A 15,101-nucleotide genomic window follows, 5' to 3' on the forward strand; every position below is an offset into this window, starting at 1 on the left:
TTCCGCTCCCCCGCTGCCAGGGCCCACCGGCACCGGGGCCTGGTAGCGGCCGGTCGCCCTGCCGGGTCGTGCTTCCGCCCCCGTCAAACCGTAGCGTGCGGGGACGGGACGGGCCGTGCCTGCGCACGGCCTGGCGTTAGCTGTCCAGCCACTCGTCGTAAGACTTCACGCGCCACCCCAACGATTCCGCGTTCGTCCGATAGATCTCGTATTCGGCGTCGTTGGTCCCGCGCGCCTGGGTCTGCCAGTCAGCCCGGGGGAGCAGTCGCAGGTCGTCGCCCGTGGTGCGGGCAGCGCCGTTCAGGTTCAGCACCGCGTCGTCGACGCCGCCCTCCTCGGCGATCAGCTCGGCGATCGCCTGCTGCTCGGTGCAACCGGTGCGGCGCACCACCGCCGCCACGCGTTCGACCGGCGCGTATTTCATTGTCAGGTGGCCCATCGTTCTCTCCGTTGGGTGGTGCGACCCGGCAAACCGTAGCGTGCGGGTCCAGTCCCGTGTTGGTCATCCCGCCAGCCGGCGGTCGTAGTCCTTCACGAACGCCCGGTCCGCCAGCGGATCACGGGGCATCGTGCACATCAGGCAGTCCATCACCGCCGCCACGTCGGCCGGGAGCCAGCGCAGCGCGTACCGGCCGTTGTCGCGCAGCAGTCGGCGGCCCTTCTTGTAGTCGTTCCGGGTCATCGCGGTCTCCTCGGTGGACAGGTCCAGCGGGGTGTCACCACCCCGCCGGGGGCGCCTTACGCGCGGGCCGTCGCGTCGCGTTGGCGACCGGCCATGACTTCCAGTTGACGCGCAGCGGTGCTGTTCTCGTCGAACACGGTCATGGGCCACTTGTAGCCCTCGTTCGCGGCCTTGCGGGCGGCCTTGCCGTGGTGCTTCTTCGCCGCGATCTCGTCGGCGGTCGTGCCGACCATCGCCGTGAAGAACTCGGGGGTGCCGTCCTGCGTCGTCGCCAGGACGAACACGCGGACCTTGACGTAGCCGTCGGTGGTGCTCGCCTTCGGTGCTGCCGCCGGTTGCGCTTCGGGAGCGCTCGTACCCGGGGTGCCGGTCGTGCCTGCGGTGGCGTCCGCCACGTCGGCGAAGGTCGTGTCTGCTGCCGGTGCTGCTGCGGTGCTGGTCGTCATGGTCTGCTCCTGGGTGTTGACGTTGGAAACTTGCTCTTTGGAAGCCTTGGGGCGCGAGGAACGGCGCGGGGTGGCTTGTGCGTTGGTAGCGGTGGTGTCGGTAAGGTGAGCCATGGTGTTTCTCCTTCTCAGGGTGGGTTGAGTTCGTTTGCTCTTCGGAGCCGCCTTGACGCATAACCAGGACGGCCAGGCCACCAGGGCCAGGGCACGACCGGATGCCGCACGCGCCGCACGACCGGAGGGAGAAAGGGGAACGGGAGAGGACGTGGCAACGCTGCTCAGCACCCTTGCCCTACCAGGTGGACAGGCTGACCTATGCGTCGGAGAAAGGCGGACCGGGGAGCAACGGACGTTTTCAACACCCTGAGCCCAGGGATCACCGCGCCACGTTTGACACCACCGCCGACGTGCCCTGGCACGGCGCTGCTGGGCGCTGCATGGCCCAGCGGTTGGTCGTTGACGTCAGCGGAGCACCGACCGGATGCTTCGCCCCACCGCTCGAAGCGGCCCTCCGCGCTGGACGGTTCGAGCGCCGCCGTTCCGCTTCATCAGGCCGGCCCGGCCGCCCCTGGGTTCCGCGGGCTCCGGCGGTTGAGCGTATGCAGCACCGGAGTGGCGTCGATAGCGATCCGTGGCCGAATCGCCTGCCCGCGCCGTTCAGCAGCCCCGCACCGCGGGGCGCCCGTCGTCAGGCCTTCTGCCCGCCCTGCTTCATCGCGTCCAGCTCGGCGAGCATGCGGGCCCGGGCCTCGTTGTTGATCTCGTCCATCCGCTGCGCGATCAGCGCGCTGTCGATCAGCGTGCCCAGCCGCTGGGTGTCGGGGTAGCTCCAGCCGTGGGCCATGCAAAGCACGCCCTTCAGCATCGAAAACTCGTTGTCGTTGCCCCGGAACCCGTCGATCAGAGCTTGGGTCCGGGCGGTGCGGGCGTTCTTGCGTGCCATCGTGTTCTCCGTTGTTGGATGGGTGGACCCGTGCCGTGGCACGCATCCGGGTGAATCAGTGGGTCTGCACGTCGCGCGACGCCCAGTGCGCCGCTTCCAAGGTTTCGCGGTGCGCCTCGGTGGCGGCCTCGGTCATCAGCTCGATGGCCACGCCCTCGAGGTACGCGTCGCCGTCGCTTTCGATGCCCCACAACGCGTGCCCGTAGTCGTTCGCCACGAGGCCGTCCAGGTCCTCGTCGTCGCCCAGCAGCGTCACGACCACGCCCACCCAGTTCCACTGGTCTGCGGCCCAGCGGCGCAGGTGCTCGAAGTCCAGACGCACCGCCTCGGCACGCACCTCGCCCTCGGTGAGGGGTTTGCTCGGGTCACGCCCGGGGACCGTCACGGTCTCCGTCGCGCGGCGGTGCTCTTGCATCAGCCCGCCGAAACGGTGGGACACGGTCGCCTTGCCAACGGGGCGGCGCACCACGCGGTCCTTCGCCAGCCGGGCGATCAACGCCTGACGCTGCGCCTCGGACAAGCCCCAGCCCTCACGCTTCGCGATCCGGTTGGCCTCGGCCACGTCGTAGAACCGCTTGCTGCCGTGATCGCTCGAAAGGACCCACTCGCCCGGGCGCTTGTCGCGCGTGGTCCAGTCGCTCACCGGGCCGTGGCCGTCCTCCTCGTCCCACGGGGCGCCCTTGTCGTCGTCGTTCTCGACGTTGACCCGGAAACGGTAGGCGTGACCGTCGATCGTCAGCTCGCGCACCTCGCCGTCGAAAACCCAGCCACGGGTCGGGGAGATGGCGGAGATGGTGGTGGTCGTCATGGTCGTGGTCCTCGAATGTGGTCAGTGGGTCAGGTAGTAGTCGTAGATCGCCCAGTCGTAGCGGCCGGCCAGTTGCTCGGCGTAGGCCACGGCCAGCTCGTGGGTCGCAAGGTCCGCCACGCACGCCACGCCGCCCTCCACCTCGTGCAGGTAGACCGAGAAAAACTGCGGGTTCTGGTTGTCCACCTCGCAGCAGCTCTTCGCCGGGTCGATCAGGTCGATCTCCTCACGGACGCCCTGAATCTCGATGGCGTCGAAACGCTCGGGGGTGCCGTCGATCACCTCGGTGGCGTAGCACTCGTTCTTGAACGGTTGCGCCGTTGCCGTGACACCTGCTGTTTGGTGAGCCTGGGAGGCGAAGGAACCGTCGCGGTTTGCGCTGTTCGTGCCGGTCTGTGGGTTCGTCGTGGTCATGGCTGTTCGTCCTTTCCGTGGGTTTCTGCTGTCTGGAGCCGCCTGACGTCGAACAAGCCCTGCCGGGACACGGGGCCAGGCCGTCGCCGGATGCCGCACGCATGACCGACCACCAGGAGGGAAGGACCGGGAGAGGACGACGAGCGCAGCGGTGCCTTGCCCCACCAGGGGCACGGTGTTGGGCTAGACGTCGGTTCAAGGCGGACCGGGCAGCGACCACGGAAAGGTGTGGACCACGCGCCCACGGGGGAAGACCGGCACGGCGCGGCGAGCAACGCCGCGGGACGTTGAGCCGTTCGGGGGTCAGCCGTTCGGGGTAGGGTCTGCCCGTGCTGTGGCACGGATCCAGACCACCGGGAACCCACCAGGGGCCCGGCTGGTCCCGCCCTGCTGTTGTCGGTGCTTGCGCGTGCCCAAGGGGTGCCACGGCACGTAAGAAGTGCTTGCGTCGTCCCGCGAATCTTGAGAAGCTCGGGCTTTCAGCACCAACGGGATTTCAAGGGATGGCGACGACAACGGAAGCGATGGACCTGGCCGACGAGGGGGCTGTCAAGCGGACCCGTGCACCGCGGGGTCAGCCCATCCCCGTGAAGCGCGTCCACGGCTACATGTGGAAAAAGGACAAGGATGCGTTCGCGCACCTGACGGCGCAGAACGGTCTGCAGATGACCGAGACGTTCACCCGGGAGGTCGAGCGGTGGCTGTCCGGGGCGTTCGAGCTTGAGGTGGTCGAGCTGCCGGACTTCAAGACGCCGCGCGACGACTGGCCGGGCCGTCAGCCCAAACCGAACAACGCCAAGGTGGGCGTGCGGTTCGTGGCGGACCTGCCGGAAAAGGTGTACAAGCGCTTCAAGCTGCAATGCGTGAAGCTCGATTGCTCGATGATCGAGGTCACGTCCGCGCTGATCCAGCGCTGGAACGCCGAGCACCAGTAACGACAAAGCGGGCCGTGGCCCGCTTTTTTTCTTGGTGCGCCCTCCTCCCGACGCGCTGTCATGCCGGGACCGCCTCGCGCGGTGCCGGTTCCACCAAGGCGTGGGCCAGCAGCCACGCCTCGTCCAGCGGATGCGGTGCCGCGTACGGCTGGAACGACGCGTCCTCCTCGTGGAACGAGCGGATCAGGTCGTCCGCCGCCTCCCGGGCGTTCTCCGCCACCGGGTGCCGGTCAAAGTAGGTGTCCCGATCCTGGGCCAGGCGCTCGGCCATGCCCGGCTTGAACGCGAACCAGCCCGCGTCCACGCCAACCTGGTCGACGTTGAACAGCACCCGCAGGACCTGTTGCAGGACCCAGGGCGAGCCGAACTCCGCCGCCCGATCGCCGAACGACCAGGCCGGCATGTCCCGGTTTCTCGGGTGCAGGGTCAGGAAGTACGACGCGCAGCCGTCGTCCCAGCCGGTGAATCCGTACCGGTCCCACTGGTCGAGGGTCCAACCGTTCAGGTCCACGAGCCCCTTGTCCGGGGGAAGAACAAACACACGCGACAACGAAAGACGCGACATATCAAATACCTCCAACAGATGGTTTGGGTAGGTGGTTGAGCTGGCCCAGGGGCCTACTGTTTTTCCAGGATTGCACACAAATCCGTTTTTGCAAACGTAACGATGACGGTCTCACCGTCGCGTGGCGTCAAAACCTCGGACACCACCCGATCCCTCCGCCTTCGGCCATCATCGCGTACCCACGGGTTCCCGCTCACGTACACGCGACGCGGACCCGCCATTTCCGTCAATCCCTTGTCCCTCAAGGGTTCTAGGACATGTTAGGCTGTGCCACGGCACATGTTGACATCATATCCGTACCCGTGGTTACATGCGACTCATCCGTGCCACTGCACGGTTCCGTTTCGGTTACGCCGTGCCACGGCACACCCAAGAACAAGGACACCCTCATGAAACCGATGACCATCGTTGCATGCAGCACCAAGGGCGGTACTAGCAAGACCACCACGTGCGTGAACCTGCCGGACGCCATCGCCCAGGAGCTGGGCGTGGAGCTGGGCACCGGATTCGACGCGCAGCTTTTCGACCTGGACCCCCAGATGTCCGCGAGCGAATGGCACGAGGCCGCCGGCGACGGTGCCCGTCCGTTTCCGGTGCTGGCCTGCCCGCGCCCCACGCTCGACCAGTTCCTGGCCACCGTGCGCGAGCCGCGCGACCTGCGGGTGTTCGACTGCCCGGGGATCGAGGCCTCGAACCCGGCGACGATCGCCGCCGTGCGTGCCGCCGATTTCGTGCTGCTGCCCATCCAGCCGTCGGCGTTCGACATGTGGGCCAACGCCAAGCTGGTCGACCTGGTGCGCACCCGCATGGACATCACCGACGGGCGCACGAAGGCCGCGTTCCTGATCACCCAAGCGTCGCCGCGCTCGCGCCTGGCCCGCCTGACCCGGGAAGCCTTGCAGGAAACGGGGATCCCGGTGCTGGACACGGTGATGCACGCCCGCAAGAGCTACGTGGAAGCGGCGGCCAACGGCGTCACGGTCTTCCAGCACTCGGACGCGCAGGCCCAGGCCGAAATGCGCGGTGTGGCGCGCGAGGTCCTGGCGATGCTGGCGACGTGCCATGGCACCGACCGCGCCGGTCTGGCCGCGGCGTGAGGGGGTGCCTGTGAAAACGACGCTTTCGTTTCAACGCCCCAGCGCCCGCAAGGCCCAGGACGAGAAGCCAGCCGTGGTGGTGCCCCCGCCCGCGCTGCGCCTGGTCCGCACCCCCGAGGCGGAACGCAAGGGGAACAACGCCGCGGGGAGCACCCGGTTCCACGTGCGCCTGCCGATCGCGCACAAGCGGTTCGTGGAAGCCCGGGCGGAGGCGTCGGGGTCCACGCTCACGACGCTGTTTCGCGGGCTGCTGGAGGACTGGCTCGCCGGGACGGTGGCCGTCACCGTGCCCTCGGTCGCGCCCACCGAGGACCGGGAACGGTTGAGCCTGGACCTGCCCACGCCGCTGTACCGCCAGGTGAAGGCCAAGGTTAGCGCCGACGGGCACCGCCTCACCGACGTGACCGTGGGGCTGATCGAGCGGCTGATAGCCAGCGCACGCCGACGCTGACGCGCACCGCCCCTGTACGACAAAGGCCCGCGAAAACGGGCCGTGCATTTTGACCGCGCAGATCAGAAAGCTCAGTCGAGCGTTTCCAAGTATTGGGAGAATGCGTCGACGTCGGCAGGGTCCGTGAGAATGCCGGATAAACAGGACAAGTTGCGTTTGGTCAGCAACTGACGGCCGGACTCCACGGCGTTCTGTGCGCGCTGGATCTTCTCCTCGACCGTACCGCTCCACTTGACCCATTTCGACAACTGCTCATACGTCATGAGGTCGATGTCCAGGTCGGACAACTCCTTGCAGTGGGTTTCCAGGTCGAGCACGAGGATCTCTCGAACGTCGTTTTCGCGATACAGAGCGTCCAAATGCCCGAGCTGGCCAACGGGCTCGTCGATGTAGTGTGGCCTGGGCACCCGGCGGCCCGTGCGAGCCTCCTCCGCATCGATCTCCGCTTTCGTGGCTTCCCTAGGGACCACGACCAAGGTGCTACCTGTTTTGATCATGTCGCCCACCCGGCGGACGATGTCCGCCGGACACCCCCGGTTGAGTTCGACCAAAGGGCGGGAGCGCTTATATAGCCAGTCCGCTCCTCGATCACCTTTCCGAATCCCTTCGATCGTCTGCGCCAGCTCGTCCAGGCGGAAATGGAAGCTCCAGAGGGTTTCCCGGTTTTCCTTCTCGGTTACGTCCCTCTCGAACTGCCGGGACATGTCGTTGAAATCCACCCCGAAGTGTGTTTTGCCGCAATCCTTGCCGATGTTCGTCTCGAGCCCGCTTTTCGTCACCACGATGTAGCCGCGGTTGTGGGGCGTGTGGCAGCTCGAAAGCCCGCATCTGAGCTTGTCCCGAAAGGCATACCGCCCGATGATCGCTTTCAGCTCGTGCTGTTTCGGATCGAGATCGTTGGTGAAGCCAGCGCGCTCGAGGATCGCGTCCCAAGTGTCGACTCGAATGAGCTGCTTGTCGGTATTGATGGTGATCAACGCATTCCCCTTGGCGCCCCTGCGCCTTACGGTACATCGTTCATGTGCATCTGGTCGGTGTGCCCGCATCGCGGGATGCCTAACGCTGGGCCAAGTTTAACCGCACAACCTCTCTGCCGAGGTCATCAAAGGGCATTGATGAAATGGGTGTACTGAGAAGGCCCGGTCTCCCGGGCCTTTTGCGTAGGTCGAACGATCAGCGGGAACGCCCGTATTCGTATTCGTAATCCCGCTCCCGGCGCAGGCTGCGTTCCGCTTCCAGCTTGCGCTGCTGCTCCTGCGCCGGCGTCGGCGGGAGCGCACGCGTCGCCGCCTGTTCCGCTGCGCGCTTCGCGACCGCCTGGGCCTCCGCCTTCTGCCGTGCCTCGTACGCAGCCCGTGCCGCCGCCTTGCGGGCGTTGAGCTGGGTCATGGACGCCACGAACCCGCTCTGCGCCTGGGTGGCCGTCGCCTCGCGCTCGTTCACCGCAGCACGGACACTCAGGTCCGCCGCGTGCTGCGGGTCGCCGCCCAGACGACGACGCGACGCTTCCTCGCTTTCCGCCGCCTGGGCGATCCCGCGTGCCTTCAGCGCCTCGCGTTCCTCGGTCCGGGACGTGGCCAGCTCGGCCTCTAGGTGAGCGGGGATCTTGATCTGTTCGAGGCGACGGGATGCCCCACGCTGCTGCGGCCGGATTTCCTTCGCTTCCTCGCGGGTGATCTGCTTCACGTCCATCGTGGTGACGTTCAGGGCCTGCTCGGTCAGGGCCTCTGCGATCCCGCCGCGGCGGGTGCCGTCCTCGTCGATGGTGCCTAGCAGGTCCTCATCGACGCCATACATGCCGTACTCGTCCTTCATCCGGGTCATCGCCACCAGCGCCGACTGGTTGTTGACCATGTGCAAACCGCCCGGACCCACGTAGTGCATGGTCTTCGGAATCGACTGGCCCTGGGATTTGTGGACGGTGCCGGCGTACGCCAGCTCCAGGTCGGGCATGTCCTTGGTGTCGAACGAGACGTACCGGCCGTTCTGCTCAGCGATTTCGCTAACCAGACGAACGGTGATGAGGTGGCTGGCCCCATCGTCGGACTTGCGGAGCTGCGTGATGATCCCGCCTTCGCCGTTCGACACGCCGAGGTCGTCGTGCTTTTCGCTGAACACCACCTTATCCCCGGTGGCCAGCATCACCTGACGCCACTCGTCGTTGACGATCAGCCGTACGCGATGGTCCTCGCCCAGGAGCCCCCGCTCCTTGAATCCCTGCCGGATGTCTTCGTTCACCTGCTGTACCTCACGGTTGGTCCCGCAGATCACCAACGTCTGCGCGTAGTCCCGATTGAACTCGTTGAACTGGGTGGTGTCGATCGACACCGTGTGCTTCTTCTGCGTCAGATCGGCGGGCGTGACCTCCACCTCGATCAGGTACCCCTCACCGTTCTCGTTCAGCTCCATGGCCTTCACCACGCCGGTGTCGTTGGCGTGGATGCCCAGGGTCTTGTCCCCCGCCATGAACACCAGCTTGTCGCGCACGGACATGTCCACGTCGCGCAGCTCACCGCCCACCATGAGCTTGACGGTTTCGGGCTCGCCCAGGCCCTCGGTCTTGAAGTAGTCGCGCACCAGCAGGGCCCGCGCCTCGGGCTCGGTCTCCGCCGTGCGGATGTGGCCATTGGCCAGGTAGCGTTCGAAAATCTTCTGGCCATCGCGCTCGTCGTACAGCATGTTGGCCGTCACCCGGTCGCGCTCCTCGCGCTGACGGCGGATCTCCTTCAGCGCGTGGTCCTTAATCCGCGCCTGCATGATCCGGAAGCCCGACCCGGCGCCCACCGGCTGCAACTGCAGGTGGTCGCCCATGAGCACCAGCTTGGCCCCGGCCTTGTCGCACAAGTCCTGCATTTCCGCGATGCTCTGAGAGGTCTGCATGCCCGCCTCGTCGATGATCAGCATGGTCTTGCTGTCCAGCGGGAGCTTGCCGTTCTTGATCCGGTGCAGGGTCGTGCGGGTCGAGTAGCTCTCCACCCCGCTCTCGCTTTGCAGCTTCTTGGCCGCCTTCCAGGATTCGGACACGCCAATGAGCTTGCCCCCGGCCTCCTCCCACGTGATCTTCGTGGCGATGAAGGACGTGGTCTTGCCCGTGCCCGCGCGGCCCGAGATGATCGCGTTGCCACCGGTGTCCGAGCAGATGTAGCGGACGCTGCCCTCCTGCTCGGCGTTGAGCTTGAGGTGGGGGTTCTTCTGCTGAAACTTCGCCAGGCCGGCGTCGACCTGCTCCTTGGTCAGGCGGATCGACTGCTCGTCCGCACGCGCTGCGGCCTTCTTGATGATCCCAGCCTCCAGATCCACCATGGCTTGGGAGGCGTACCGCGCCACGCCGGTCTTCGGGTCGTGCTCAAACGCCAGAACGCGCTTCACGTCGTCCAGGATGGCGTCGGTCTTCTCGATCACGCCGCGCATGTCCAGCCGGCCCACGTATTCGAACGCGACCTGCTTCATCAGCTCGTAGCGGGTGAACAGGGAGGACGCCACGTGGACGGTCTTGAGGATCTCGTCGTCCGACTTCGGGGTCATGTCCTGCTGCTTCTCCTGGCCCTTCACGGGTTCCAGGTCCTTGTGGCCCAGGTTCGACACCACGCTGGGCGCCAGCAAAGCGTCAACGGACTGGTAGGCGTTCGGGTTCCGCTGCCGGCGCTCGTCAAACTCCTGCTTCCAGATTTCCCGAAGTTCCTGGATGGACGGTTCGTCCTTGTCCTTGCGGGTGCGCTCGGCGGCCTGGTCCTCGGTGACCTCAGGGTGCTCCTCCATGTACTGAAGGATCGCCATGCGACGCTTGCTGTGCGCGTTGCGGCTTTCTTCGTCGATGCCGGCGATGCGGTAGAACACATCGCCAGTTTCGCGGCCCTTCGCGTCGAGCTGGAGGTGCTTGTTGATCTGGAAACCCAGATCCTGCATCCGATGGGCCAGCTCGTTGCGGTACACCGCTCCCGCCGCGTGCTTGATCGCCAGCAGCGTGCTCTGTTCGAGCGTGGTGATGTGCTGCACACCGCGTTCATCCTTCCAATGAACCATGTTCATGATGATGAAATGGGTGTGCAGGTTCGGGTCCAGATCCCGGTTGGTGAAGTGGGTCACCTCGGCCGCGATCATGCCCACGTCGCGGACAACCACCTTGCCGCCCTGTCCGATGCGGGTGTAGATCTCGGATTCGACAAACCGCATGGCCGCCCGAGCCGATTCTTGATGGGCCTCGACGATCGCCTCACGTTTTTCCGGCGAGTTGGTCGGATCCGCCATCAGCATGGAGACCGTTTTCTCCGCGGTCGCCGTGAAGTCGGTCGCCGCCCGGCGCCCGCGCTTGCTGCTGTTCTGTACCCCCTTCGTACCGTCCGGGAGCTTGCCGTTCAGGAGGTTCAGCAGAATGTCCTTGTCCACGTGGCCGGTGAGACCGAGCGCTTCAGTCCCCTTTCCGAACCAGGCGGTCTGGTTTTTTTCCTTGCCGTCCGCGGTGATGTAGTAGACCGCCTCCTTCGCCATGAAGTAGTTGATGATGTTGTTACCGTTCTTGTCATGGCCCTTCGGGCTCAGCGACGTCGACGAAAACATGGCCCCTCCTAATATATTGATGCTGTGCCCTGGCACAGATGAATCGAACACCCGAGCCGTCGGGTTCGGATCCAGGCTACTGACGAAAATGAGGGCGTCAAGCGCCCCCACGGGCGGCCCCGCGCCCGATGGTTCAGTCGATCTCGGTCGCCTCGTCCGGGTGCGCCGCAGCGCGTTCGCTAGTTTCCCGATCGGCGCAGATCTTGGCCCACGCCTCGGCCACGCGCTTCTTCCGGTCCCGCATCCCCCGAACGTCGCTCTCCAGAAATGCGTAGGTGAAGAATGCGATGACCAGGAGGGCCACGGACACCGGGGCTTGCCACCACCCGTGGCTGAACCAGGCCATGACCACGCTGCACGCCGCAATGCTGACGATGCGCTGCACGTCGTCGGTATCGACCCCGTACTCCTGGTTCGGGTTGAACTCGACCACGAGGCTCGCCACGCTGAGCAGCAGGACGACGCTCAGCAGGAACAGGTTGATGAGATGCCAGGTGGCCATGGTCGCCTCCGTCGGTGGTTGGGATGTACCCAAACCTAGCGGGTCTCCCAGGCGCGTCAACCCCGCACCCGGGGATTTTTCGACCCGCCTCAGAGCGAGCGCTCGGGCTCGTTCTCCTGGGCCTGCGTGCGCACCGACACCTGCCGAACGGTGGTGATCTGCTTCTTCGGCACGACCACCGTCACCGTGCGGACCTCGCCGGTCTGGTTGTCGATCACGTTCTCCACGTTTTTCGCCGGGCCCTGCGCGCCCTCGGCGAGCTTCAAGCCTTCCAGGACCAGGTGCCCACCGGGGATCACCGCCTCCGCCACCTGGCCCGCGACCGCTTCGAGCAGGAGAGAGGCCGACTCGTCCGTCTCGCCCGGGTCGTGCCAGTCGCCGCGGCGTTCCTGCTCCCGCTGCAGGTTCGCGGCGTCGACCATGGCGTGCTGGTATTCCTCGCTGTCGCGGTCGACGTCCACCTCCACGGTCTCCACCACCGTCTCCTTCTTGCGCTGCATTTCCAGCTCGTACAGCTCCATCGCGGATAGCGGGCGGTCGGCCAGGGTGGTGGTCGAACCAGGGTCGCTCGGTCCCGTGAGTTCGGGGCCGCGCTCGCCCTGGGTGGCCATGCTTCCCTCGAGCATTGCGTCGAGGTCCACACCACCGGGGGCGGTGCTCGTGGTGGCGGGCGGAATCTCGGCGGTCGCTGCTGCTGCCGCGTCGCGGTCCGCCTTGAGCTTCTCGACCTGGACCATCGGCTTGTAGTCGCTCAACGCCGCCACCTTCCCACCCACCAGCCAGGCGGCCAACGGGGGCGTGCTCGCGTCCGACGCCGACGGCATCTTGTCCTTCTCGATGAACGGCCACAACAGGTGGTAGAGGTCCGCGCCGATCCGCACCACCGCCTTGATGCCGGCCGGGCGCCTGCCCAGCCAGGACGCGCGCTGCTTGCCCATGTCCCGGGTGGACGACAGAACCTCCGGACGGATCACCGGCACCTCGACGCTCTCGTAGGTGGTGGGGGTCTCCGGCTGGCCCTTCGCCGCAGGACGCCCCGGGTGCGTGACCTGCACCGTGCGCTTCGGGAAGTTGGCGGCCATCTGCACGCCCATCTCCGGCGCTGCTGCCCGCCCCAAGATTTTGATCGTGGTGTTGCCCGAGATCCGGCCCCGGCCCTCCTGACCGTACAGCTCGATCAAGGCGTCCTCGGTCTGCACCGCGATCACATGGACCATGCCCTTCGATCGTCCCAGTTCGAGCGCGTCGAAAATCGACTCCTTCTTGCCCTGGCTGGTGAACTCGTCCTCCATGAACAGGAGCGTGCGGCCGGTGCCGTCCGTCGGGTTGTCGTTCAGGCTGAGCATCTTCGCCGTCAGGAACGCGTGCATCGCCAGCAGGTAGCCTTTGGTCAGGGACTTGTATTCCAGGTTGTTGCGCAGGACGATCTGGTGCACGCCCTTGCGGCCCTTGCGATCCACCCGGTCGACGAACAACCGCAGCGACACGCGACGGCGCTTCGGCTGACCTTCCGCCGGTTCGCCCCACGCCTTGCCCAGCTTGTGGATGTCCTGGCAGAACGTGCGGAACGTGACCTCGAAGCTCTTCACCGTGTTGCTCTTCTCGTAGTCGGCGATGAGCTGGGCGGTCCCCGGGTCGTGCTCCGCCGCCCAGGCGTAGATGTCCTTCATCGCCGACATGATTCGGAACGAAAGGTGGCCCCAGTGCCAAGGCTTAGGCCTCTCGACGCCCAGCTCTTCCGCACGGGCGCACGCCTCGCGGTACTCGACGATCAGCGCCAACACGATGGCCCGCAGGATGCCCCGCGCGCCCTCGGACCACATTGGGTCCTTCGACGCCGGCACGTACGCGTTGGCGAACACGGTGGCGTCTTCCTCCCGCACGAGGTCTCGCCCGATGTCCCAGGCCGCATCGCGGTCGGAGAACGGGCTGATGGTCGCCACGTTCTCCGACGAGCGCCCGAGCTTCTTGTTGATCGTCTGGATCACATGGGACTGCGTGCCCTTGGCGTCCATGAGGACCATGAAGACGTTCTGGACCATCGCCTCGTACGTGAGGTGGGCCAGGATCGCGCTCTTACCGGCGCCGGCCGCGCCCATGATGATCGCGGACGTGCTCCAAGCCTGTTGGCTGAGCCAGGTCAGGCCCGGGTGCAGCGGGAGGAACGGGGGCTGGTCGCCGTTCAGTTCGAGCACCGCCTGCTCGGCGAGCTTCTCCGCGTCCTTGCCGTCGTGGAACTGCATGCCTGACAGGTGCCGGCTGTTGCAGTACAAGCGGTTCATCTTCGCCGTGATGTACGCGCCGACCCCGACGCCGGGCACCGTCGCCAGGGCGGCCTTGCCTCTGATCAGCCACCAGTTCATCTGATCCAGCCCGTACTGGTAAGCCGCCACGTTGTCGGCGAACGGACGGTTGCGCATCTCGCGGTGGAGGAACGTTTCAAACCAGTAGAGCGCGTGCTTGGACAGGGGCATGTGGCTGACCCCGCCGAGCGCGCCGGTCTTGCTGGCGACCCACCACTCCACCCCCATGGCCACGGCCCAGGCCACGGTCCCGATGACCGCACCGCCCACCACGGCGCTGCCGATCAAACGGTACGGCTGGTCGGGTGCCAGGTTGGCCGGCGGCTTGAACGCCGCCCAGTGAACGATCTTGGCCATGCCCTGGTCCTCCTGCCGTATGGGAAGATCCAGGGTAGCCGCCGTGGAGCGTTACGCAAGTTACGCCCGCCGCGGTGAAACCCCACCCGGTCGGGACCGGGCGATCCCGCTGACGCCCATTGGGCCCGGGCCAAGCCAAGCATCGGTCGCCGGGAACGGGCGTCAGCCGGGTTTTGAAACCGGCCCCCGCGCCGGGATGGGGTTGGGGGGTGTCACGGGATGGATGTGTGCCCTGGCACGGATTCAGCCGTACCAAGGCGGGATCAGCGGAGCGCGAGGTAGCCGAGGGTCGCCACCAGTACGATCACCCCCATCGGGAGCGCGTAGCACCGCACCAGCAGGTGGGCCCAGCTTTCCTCCGCCTGGCGATCGGACGGTTCAGGCACGTCTTGAACGGTCATCGGTTCGTCGTCGTGCCCCACCACGTCGCGCGGCAACGACCAGTAGCGCCACCGCGCCCGCGAGATCCGCACGTGGTCGTCGTGGCCCATCCAGTGCTCCTTGCCCATCGCGACAAAGGCCCGCATCCGCACGACCGTCGACCGGGTCCGAATGGCGTTCAGCAGCAACGACGCGGTGGCCTTCCGGTCCCCCTCCGGCAACGTGCCCAGTTGCGCCGCCAGGTCGTGCTCCAGCTCAACCACCGACGGGCTCTCCCCCTCCGTCGGCACTTCGGACAGCCCCTCCTGCTCGCTGCTCTTCCACATGCTCATCGCAACACCTCCTGTACAGGTACGCTCCCGTGTCGAACCGGCAGGACGCGGGAGCGCGCGCCCTGCCGGTGGGTGGTCAGTCGTTGCCGACGACCGGGTCGTCCAGCTCGGAAATGATCCGCTGAATGTCCTGGTCGTCCCGCGATCCCACCCCGGCGTACCAACTCGGCTTCTTCACCATAGCAGGTGCCAGGGCACGGGGCGATTCCACCGAAACGGACGGCGCCGCTGCCGCACGAGCCGCCCGGAGGCTGGCCACGGACGGGGTGCCGGGTTCGTCGAACGGATCGGGCTGGACCGCCGGCCGGACGTTCTGCACCGCCCCGAC

General features: G+C 66.3%; 16 protein-coding genes. 3 read left to right on the plus strand and 13 right to left on the minus strand.

Annotation, left to right across the window (positions count from 1 at the left end; all coding sequences use genetic code 11):
- Positions 1 to 136 precede the first annotated feature (136 nt).
- From D769_RS18020 to D769_RS18045, 6 genes are all read right to left on the minus strand, one after another.
- Positions 137 to 439 (minus strand): hypothetical protein, encoded by a 303-nt coding sequence (locus tag D769_RS18020; RefSeq protein WP_008647840.1) that lies wholly within the window; start codon positions 437 to 439, stop codon positions 137 to 139.
- Positions 440 to 502: 63 nt separating this feature from the next.
- A complete protein-coding gene (locus D769_RS18025; RefSeq protein ID WP_040011113.1) occupies positions 503 to 682 on the minus strand; it encodes a hypothetical protein in 180 nt (59 codons plus the stop codon).
- Positions 683 to 738: 56 nt separating this feature from the next.
- Positions 739 to 1,242: a hypothetical protein gene (locus D769_RS18030; protein WP_008647847.1), complete on the minus strand. Its 504-nt coding sequence runs from the start codon at positions 1,240 to 1,242 to the stop codon at positions 739 to 741.
- 574 nt (positions 1,243 to 1,816) lie between these two features.
- A complete protein-coding gene (locus D769_RS18035) occupies positions 1,817 to 2,071 on the minus strand; it encodes a hypothetical protein (RefSeq protein WP_008647848.1) in 255 nt (84 codons plus the stop codon).
- 55 nt (positions 2,072 to 2,126) lie between these two features.
- Entirely contained in the window at positions 2,127 to 2,879 is a 753-nt protein-coding gene (locus D769_RS18040; protein WP_008647850.1) for a hypothetical protein, read from the minus strand.
- 21 nt (positions 2,880 to 2,900) lie between these two features.
- Positions 2,901 to 3,293, minus strand: coding sequence for a hypothetical protein (locus D769_RS18045; RefSeq protein WP_008647851.1), 393 nt, complete (start codon positions 3,291 to 3,293; stop codon positions 2,901 to 2,903).
- Positions 3,294 to 3,796: 503 nt separating this feature from the next.
- On the opposite strand from D769_RS18045, the gene D769_RS18050 reads away from it, so the two are divergent.
- Positions 3,797 to 4,228 (plus strand): hypothetical protein, encoded by a 432-nt coding sequence (locus D769_RS18050; RefSeq protein WP_008647852.1) that lies wholly within the window; start codon positions 3,797 to 3,799, stop codon positions 4,226 to 4,228.
- A gap of 58 nt (positions 4,229 to 4,286) precedes the next feature.
- Here D769_RS18050 and D769_RS31660 read toward each other — a convergent pair whose 3' ends face one another.
- Positions 4,287 to 4,793 (minus strand): hypothetical protein, encoded by a 507-nt coding sequence (locus D769_RS31660; RefSeq protein WP_008647853.1) that lies wholly within the window; start codon positions 4,791 to 4,793, stop codon positions 4,287 to 4,289.
- A gap of 389 nt (positions 4,794 to 5,182) precedes the next feature.
- Here D769_RS31660 and parA point away from each other — a divergent pair, with 389 nt between their 5' ends.
- The gene (gene parA / locus D769_RS18060; RefSeq protein WP_008647854.1) at positions 5,183 to 5,890 is read left to right on the plus strand and encodes a ParA family partition ATPase; all 708 of its coding nucleotides are present in this window, start codon (positions 5,183 to 5,185) and stop codon (positions 5,888 to 5,890) included.
- A gap of 10 nt (positions 5,891 to 5,900) precedes the next feature.
- Positions 5,901 to 6,341 carry a hypothetical protein gene (locus D769_RS18065; protein WP_152415020.1) on the plus strand — a complete coding sequence of 147 codons (441 nt, stop codon included), beginning with the start codon at positions 5,901 to 5,903 and terminating at the stop codon, positions 6,339 to 6,341.
- Between the two features lie 71 nt (positions 6,342 to 6,412).
- On the opposite strand, the gene D769_RS18070 is transcribed toward D769_RS18065, so the two are convergent.
- From D769_RS18070 to D769_RS32395, 6 genes are all read right to left on the minus strand, one after another.
- Complete coding sequence (locus D769_RS18070; RefSeq protein WP_008647856.1) at positions 6,413 to 7,318, minus strand: hypothetical protein; 906 nt, start codon at positions 7,316 to 7,318, stop codon at positions 6,413 to 6,415.
- A 196-nt stretch (positions 7,319 to 7,514) separates the two neighbouring features.
- A complete protein-coding gene (gene mobF, locus D769_RS18075; RefSeq protein WP_008647858.1) occupies positions 7,515 to 10,898 on the minus strand; it encodes a MobF family relaxase in 3,384 nt (1,127 codons plus the stop codon).
- Between the two features lie 133 nt (positions 10,899 to 11,031).
- Positions 11,032 to 11,400, minus strand: coding sequence for a hypothetical protein (locus D769_RS18080; RefSeq protein WP_008647859.1), 369 nt, complete (start codon positions 11,398 to 11,400; stop codon positions 11,032 to 11,034).
- A gap of 89 nt (positions 11,401 to 11,489) precedes the next feature.
- Positions 11,490 to 14,060 carry a type IV secretion system DNA-binding domain-containing protein gene (locus D769_RS18085; RefSeq protein ID WP_008647862.1) on the minus strand — a complete coding sequence of 857 codons (2,571 nt, stop codon included), beginning with the start codon at positions 14,058 to 14,060 and terminating at the stop codon, positions 11,490 to 11,492.
- A gap of 263 nt (positions 14,061 to 14,323) precedes the next feature.
- Positions 14,324 to 14,773, minus strand: coding sequence for a hypothetical protein (locus D769_RS18090; protein WP_008647865.1), 450 nt, complete (start codon positions 14,771 to 14,773; stop codon positions 14,324 to 14,326).
- 76 nt (positions 14,774 to 14,849) lie between these two features.
- Positions 14,850 to 15,101: hypothetical protein (locus D769_RS32395; RefSeq protein ID WP_008647867.1), on the minus strand; the 252-nt coding region annotated here is incomplete at its 5' end.

The organism is Cupriavidus sp. HMR-1 (assembly GCF_000319775.1).
Taxonomy (GTDB): Bacteria; Pseudomonadota; Gammaproteobacteria; order Burkholderiales; family Burkholderiaceae; genus Cupriavidus; species Cupriavidus metallidurans.

What these genes read in the sequence shown, in the direction of transcription:
- D769_RS18020 (WP_008647840.1), bottom strand. Translation starts at nt 439, where the DNA reads ATGGGCCACCTGACAATGAAATACGCGCCGGTCGAACGCGTGGCGGCG.
- D769_RS18025 (WP_040011113.1), bottom strand. Translation starts at nt 682, where the DNA reads ATGACCCGGAACGACTACAAGAAGGGCCGCCGACTGCTGCGCGACAAC.
- D769_RS18030 (WP_008647847.1), bottom strand. Translation starts at nt 1,242, where the DNA reads ATGGCTCACCTTACCGACACCACCGCTACCAACGCACAAGCCACCCCG.
- D769_RS18035 (WP_008647848.1), bottom strand. Translation starts at nt 2,071, where the DNA reads ATGGCACGCAAGAACGCCCGCACCGCCCGGACCCAAGCTCTGATCGAC.
- D769_RS18040 (WP_008647850.1), bottom strand. Translation starts at nt 2,879, where the DNA reads ATGACGACCACCACCATCTCCGCCATCTCCCCGACCCGTGGCTGGGTT.
- D769_RS18045 (WP_008647851.1), bottom strand. Translation starts at nt 3,293, where the DNA reads ATGACCACGACGAACCCACAGACCGGCACGAACAGCGCAAACCGCGAC.
- D769_RS18050 (WP_008647852.1), top strand. Translation starts at nt 3,797, where the DNA reads ATGGCGACGACAACGGAAGCGATGGACCTGGCCGACGAGGGGGCTGTC.
- D769_RS31660 (WP_008647853.1), bottom strand. Translation starts at nt 4,793, where the DNA reads ATGTCGCGTCTTTCGTTGTCGCGTGTGTTTGTTCTTCCCCCGGACAAG.
- parA (WP_008647854.1), top strand. Translation starts at nt 5,183, where the DNA reads ATGAAACCGATGACCATCGTTGCATGCAGCACCAAGGGCGGTACTAGC.
- mobF (WP_008647858.1), bottom strand. Translation starts at nt 10,898, where the DNA reads ATGTTTTCGTCGACGTCGCTGAGCCCGAAGGGCCATGACAAGAACGGT.
- D769_RS18080 (WP_008647859.1), bottom strand. Translation starts at nt 11,400, where the DNA reads ATGGCCACCTGGCATCTCATCAACCTGTTCCTGCTGAGCGTCGTCCTG.
- D769_RS18085 (WP_008647862.1), bottom strand. Translation starts at nt 14,060, where the DNA reads ATGGCCAAGATCGTTCACTGGGCGGCGTTCAAGCCGCCGGCCAACCTG.
- D769_RS18090 (WP_008647865.1), bottom strand. Translation starts at nt 14,773, where the DNA reads ATGAGCATGTGGAAGAGCAGCGAGCAGGAGGGGCTGTCCGAAGTGCCG.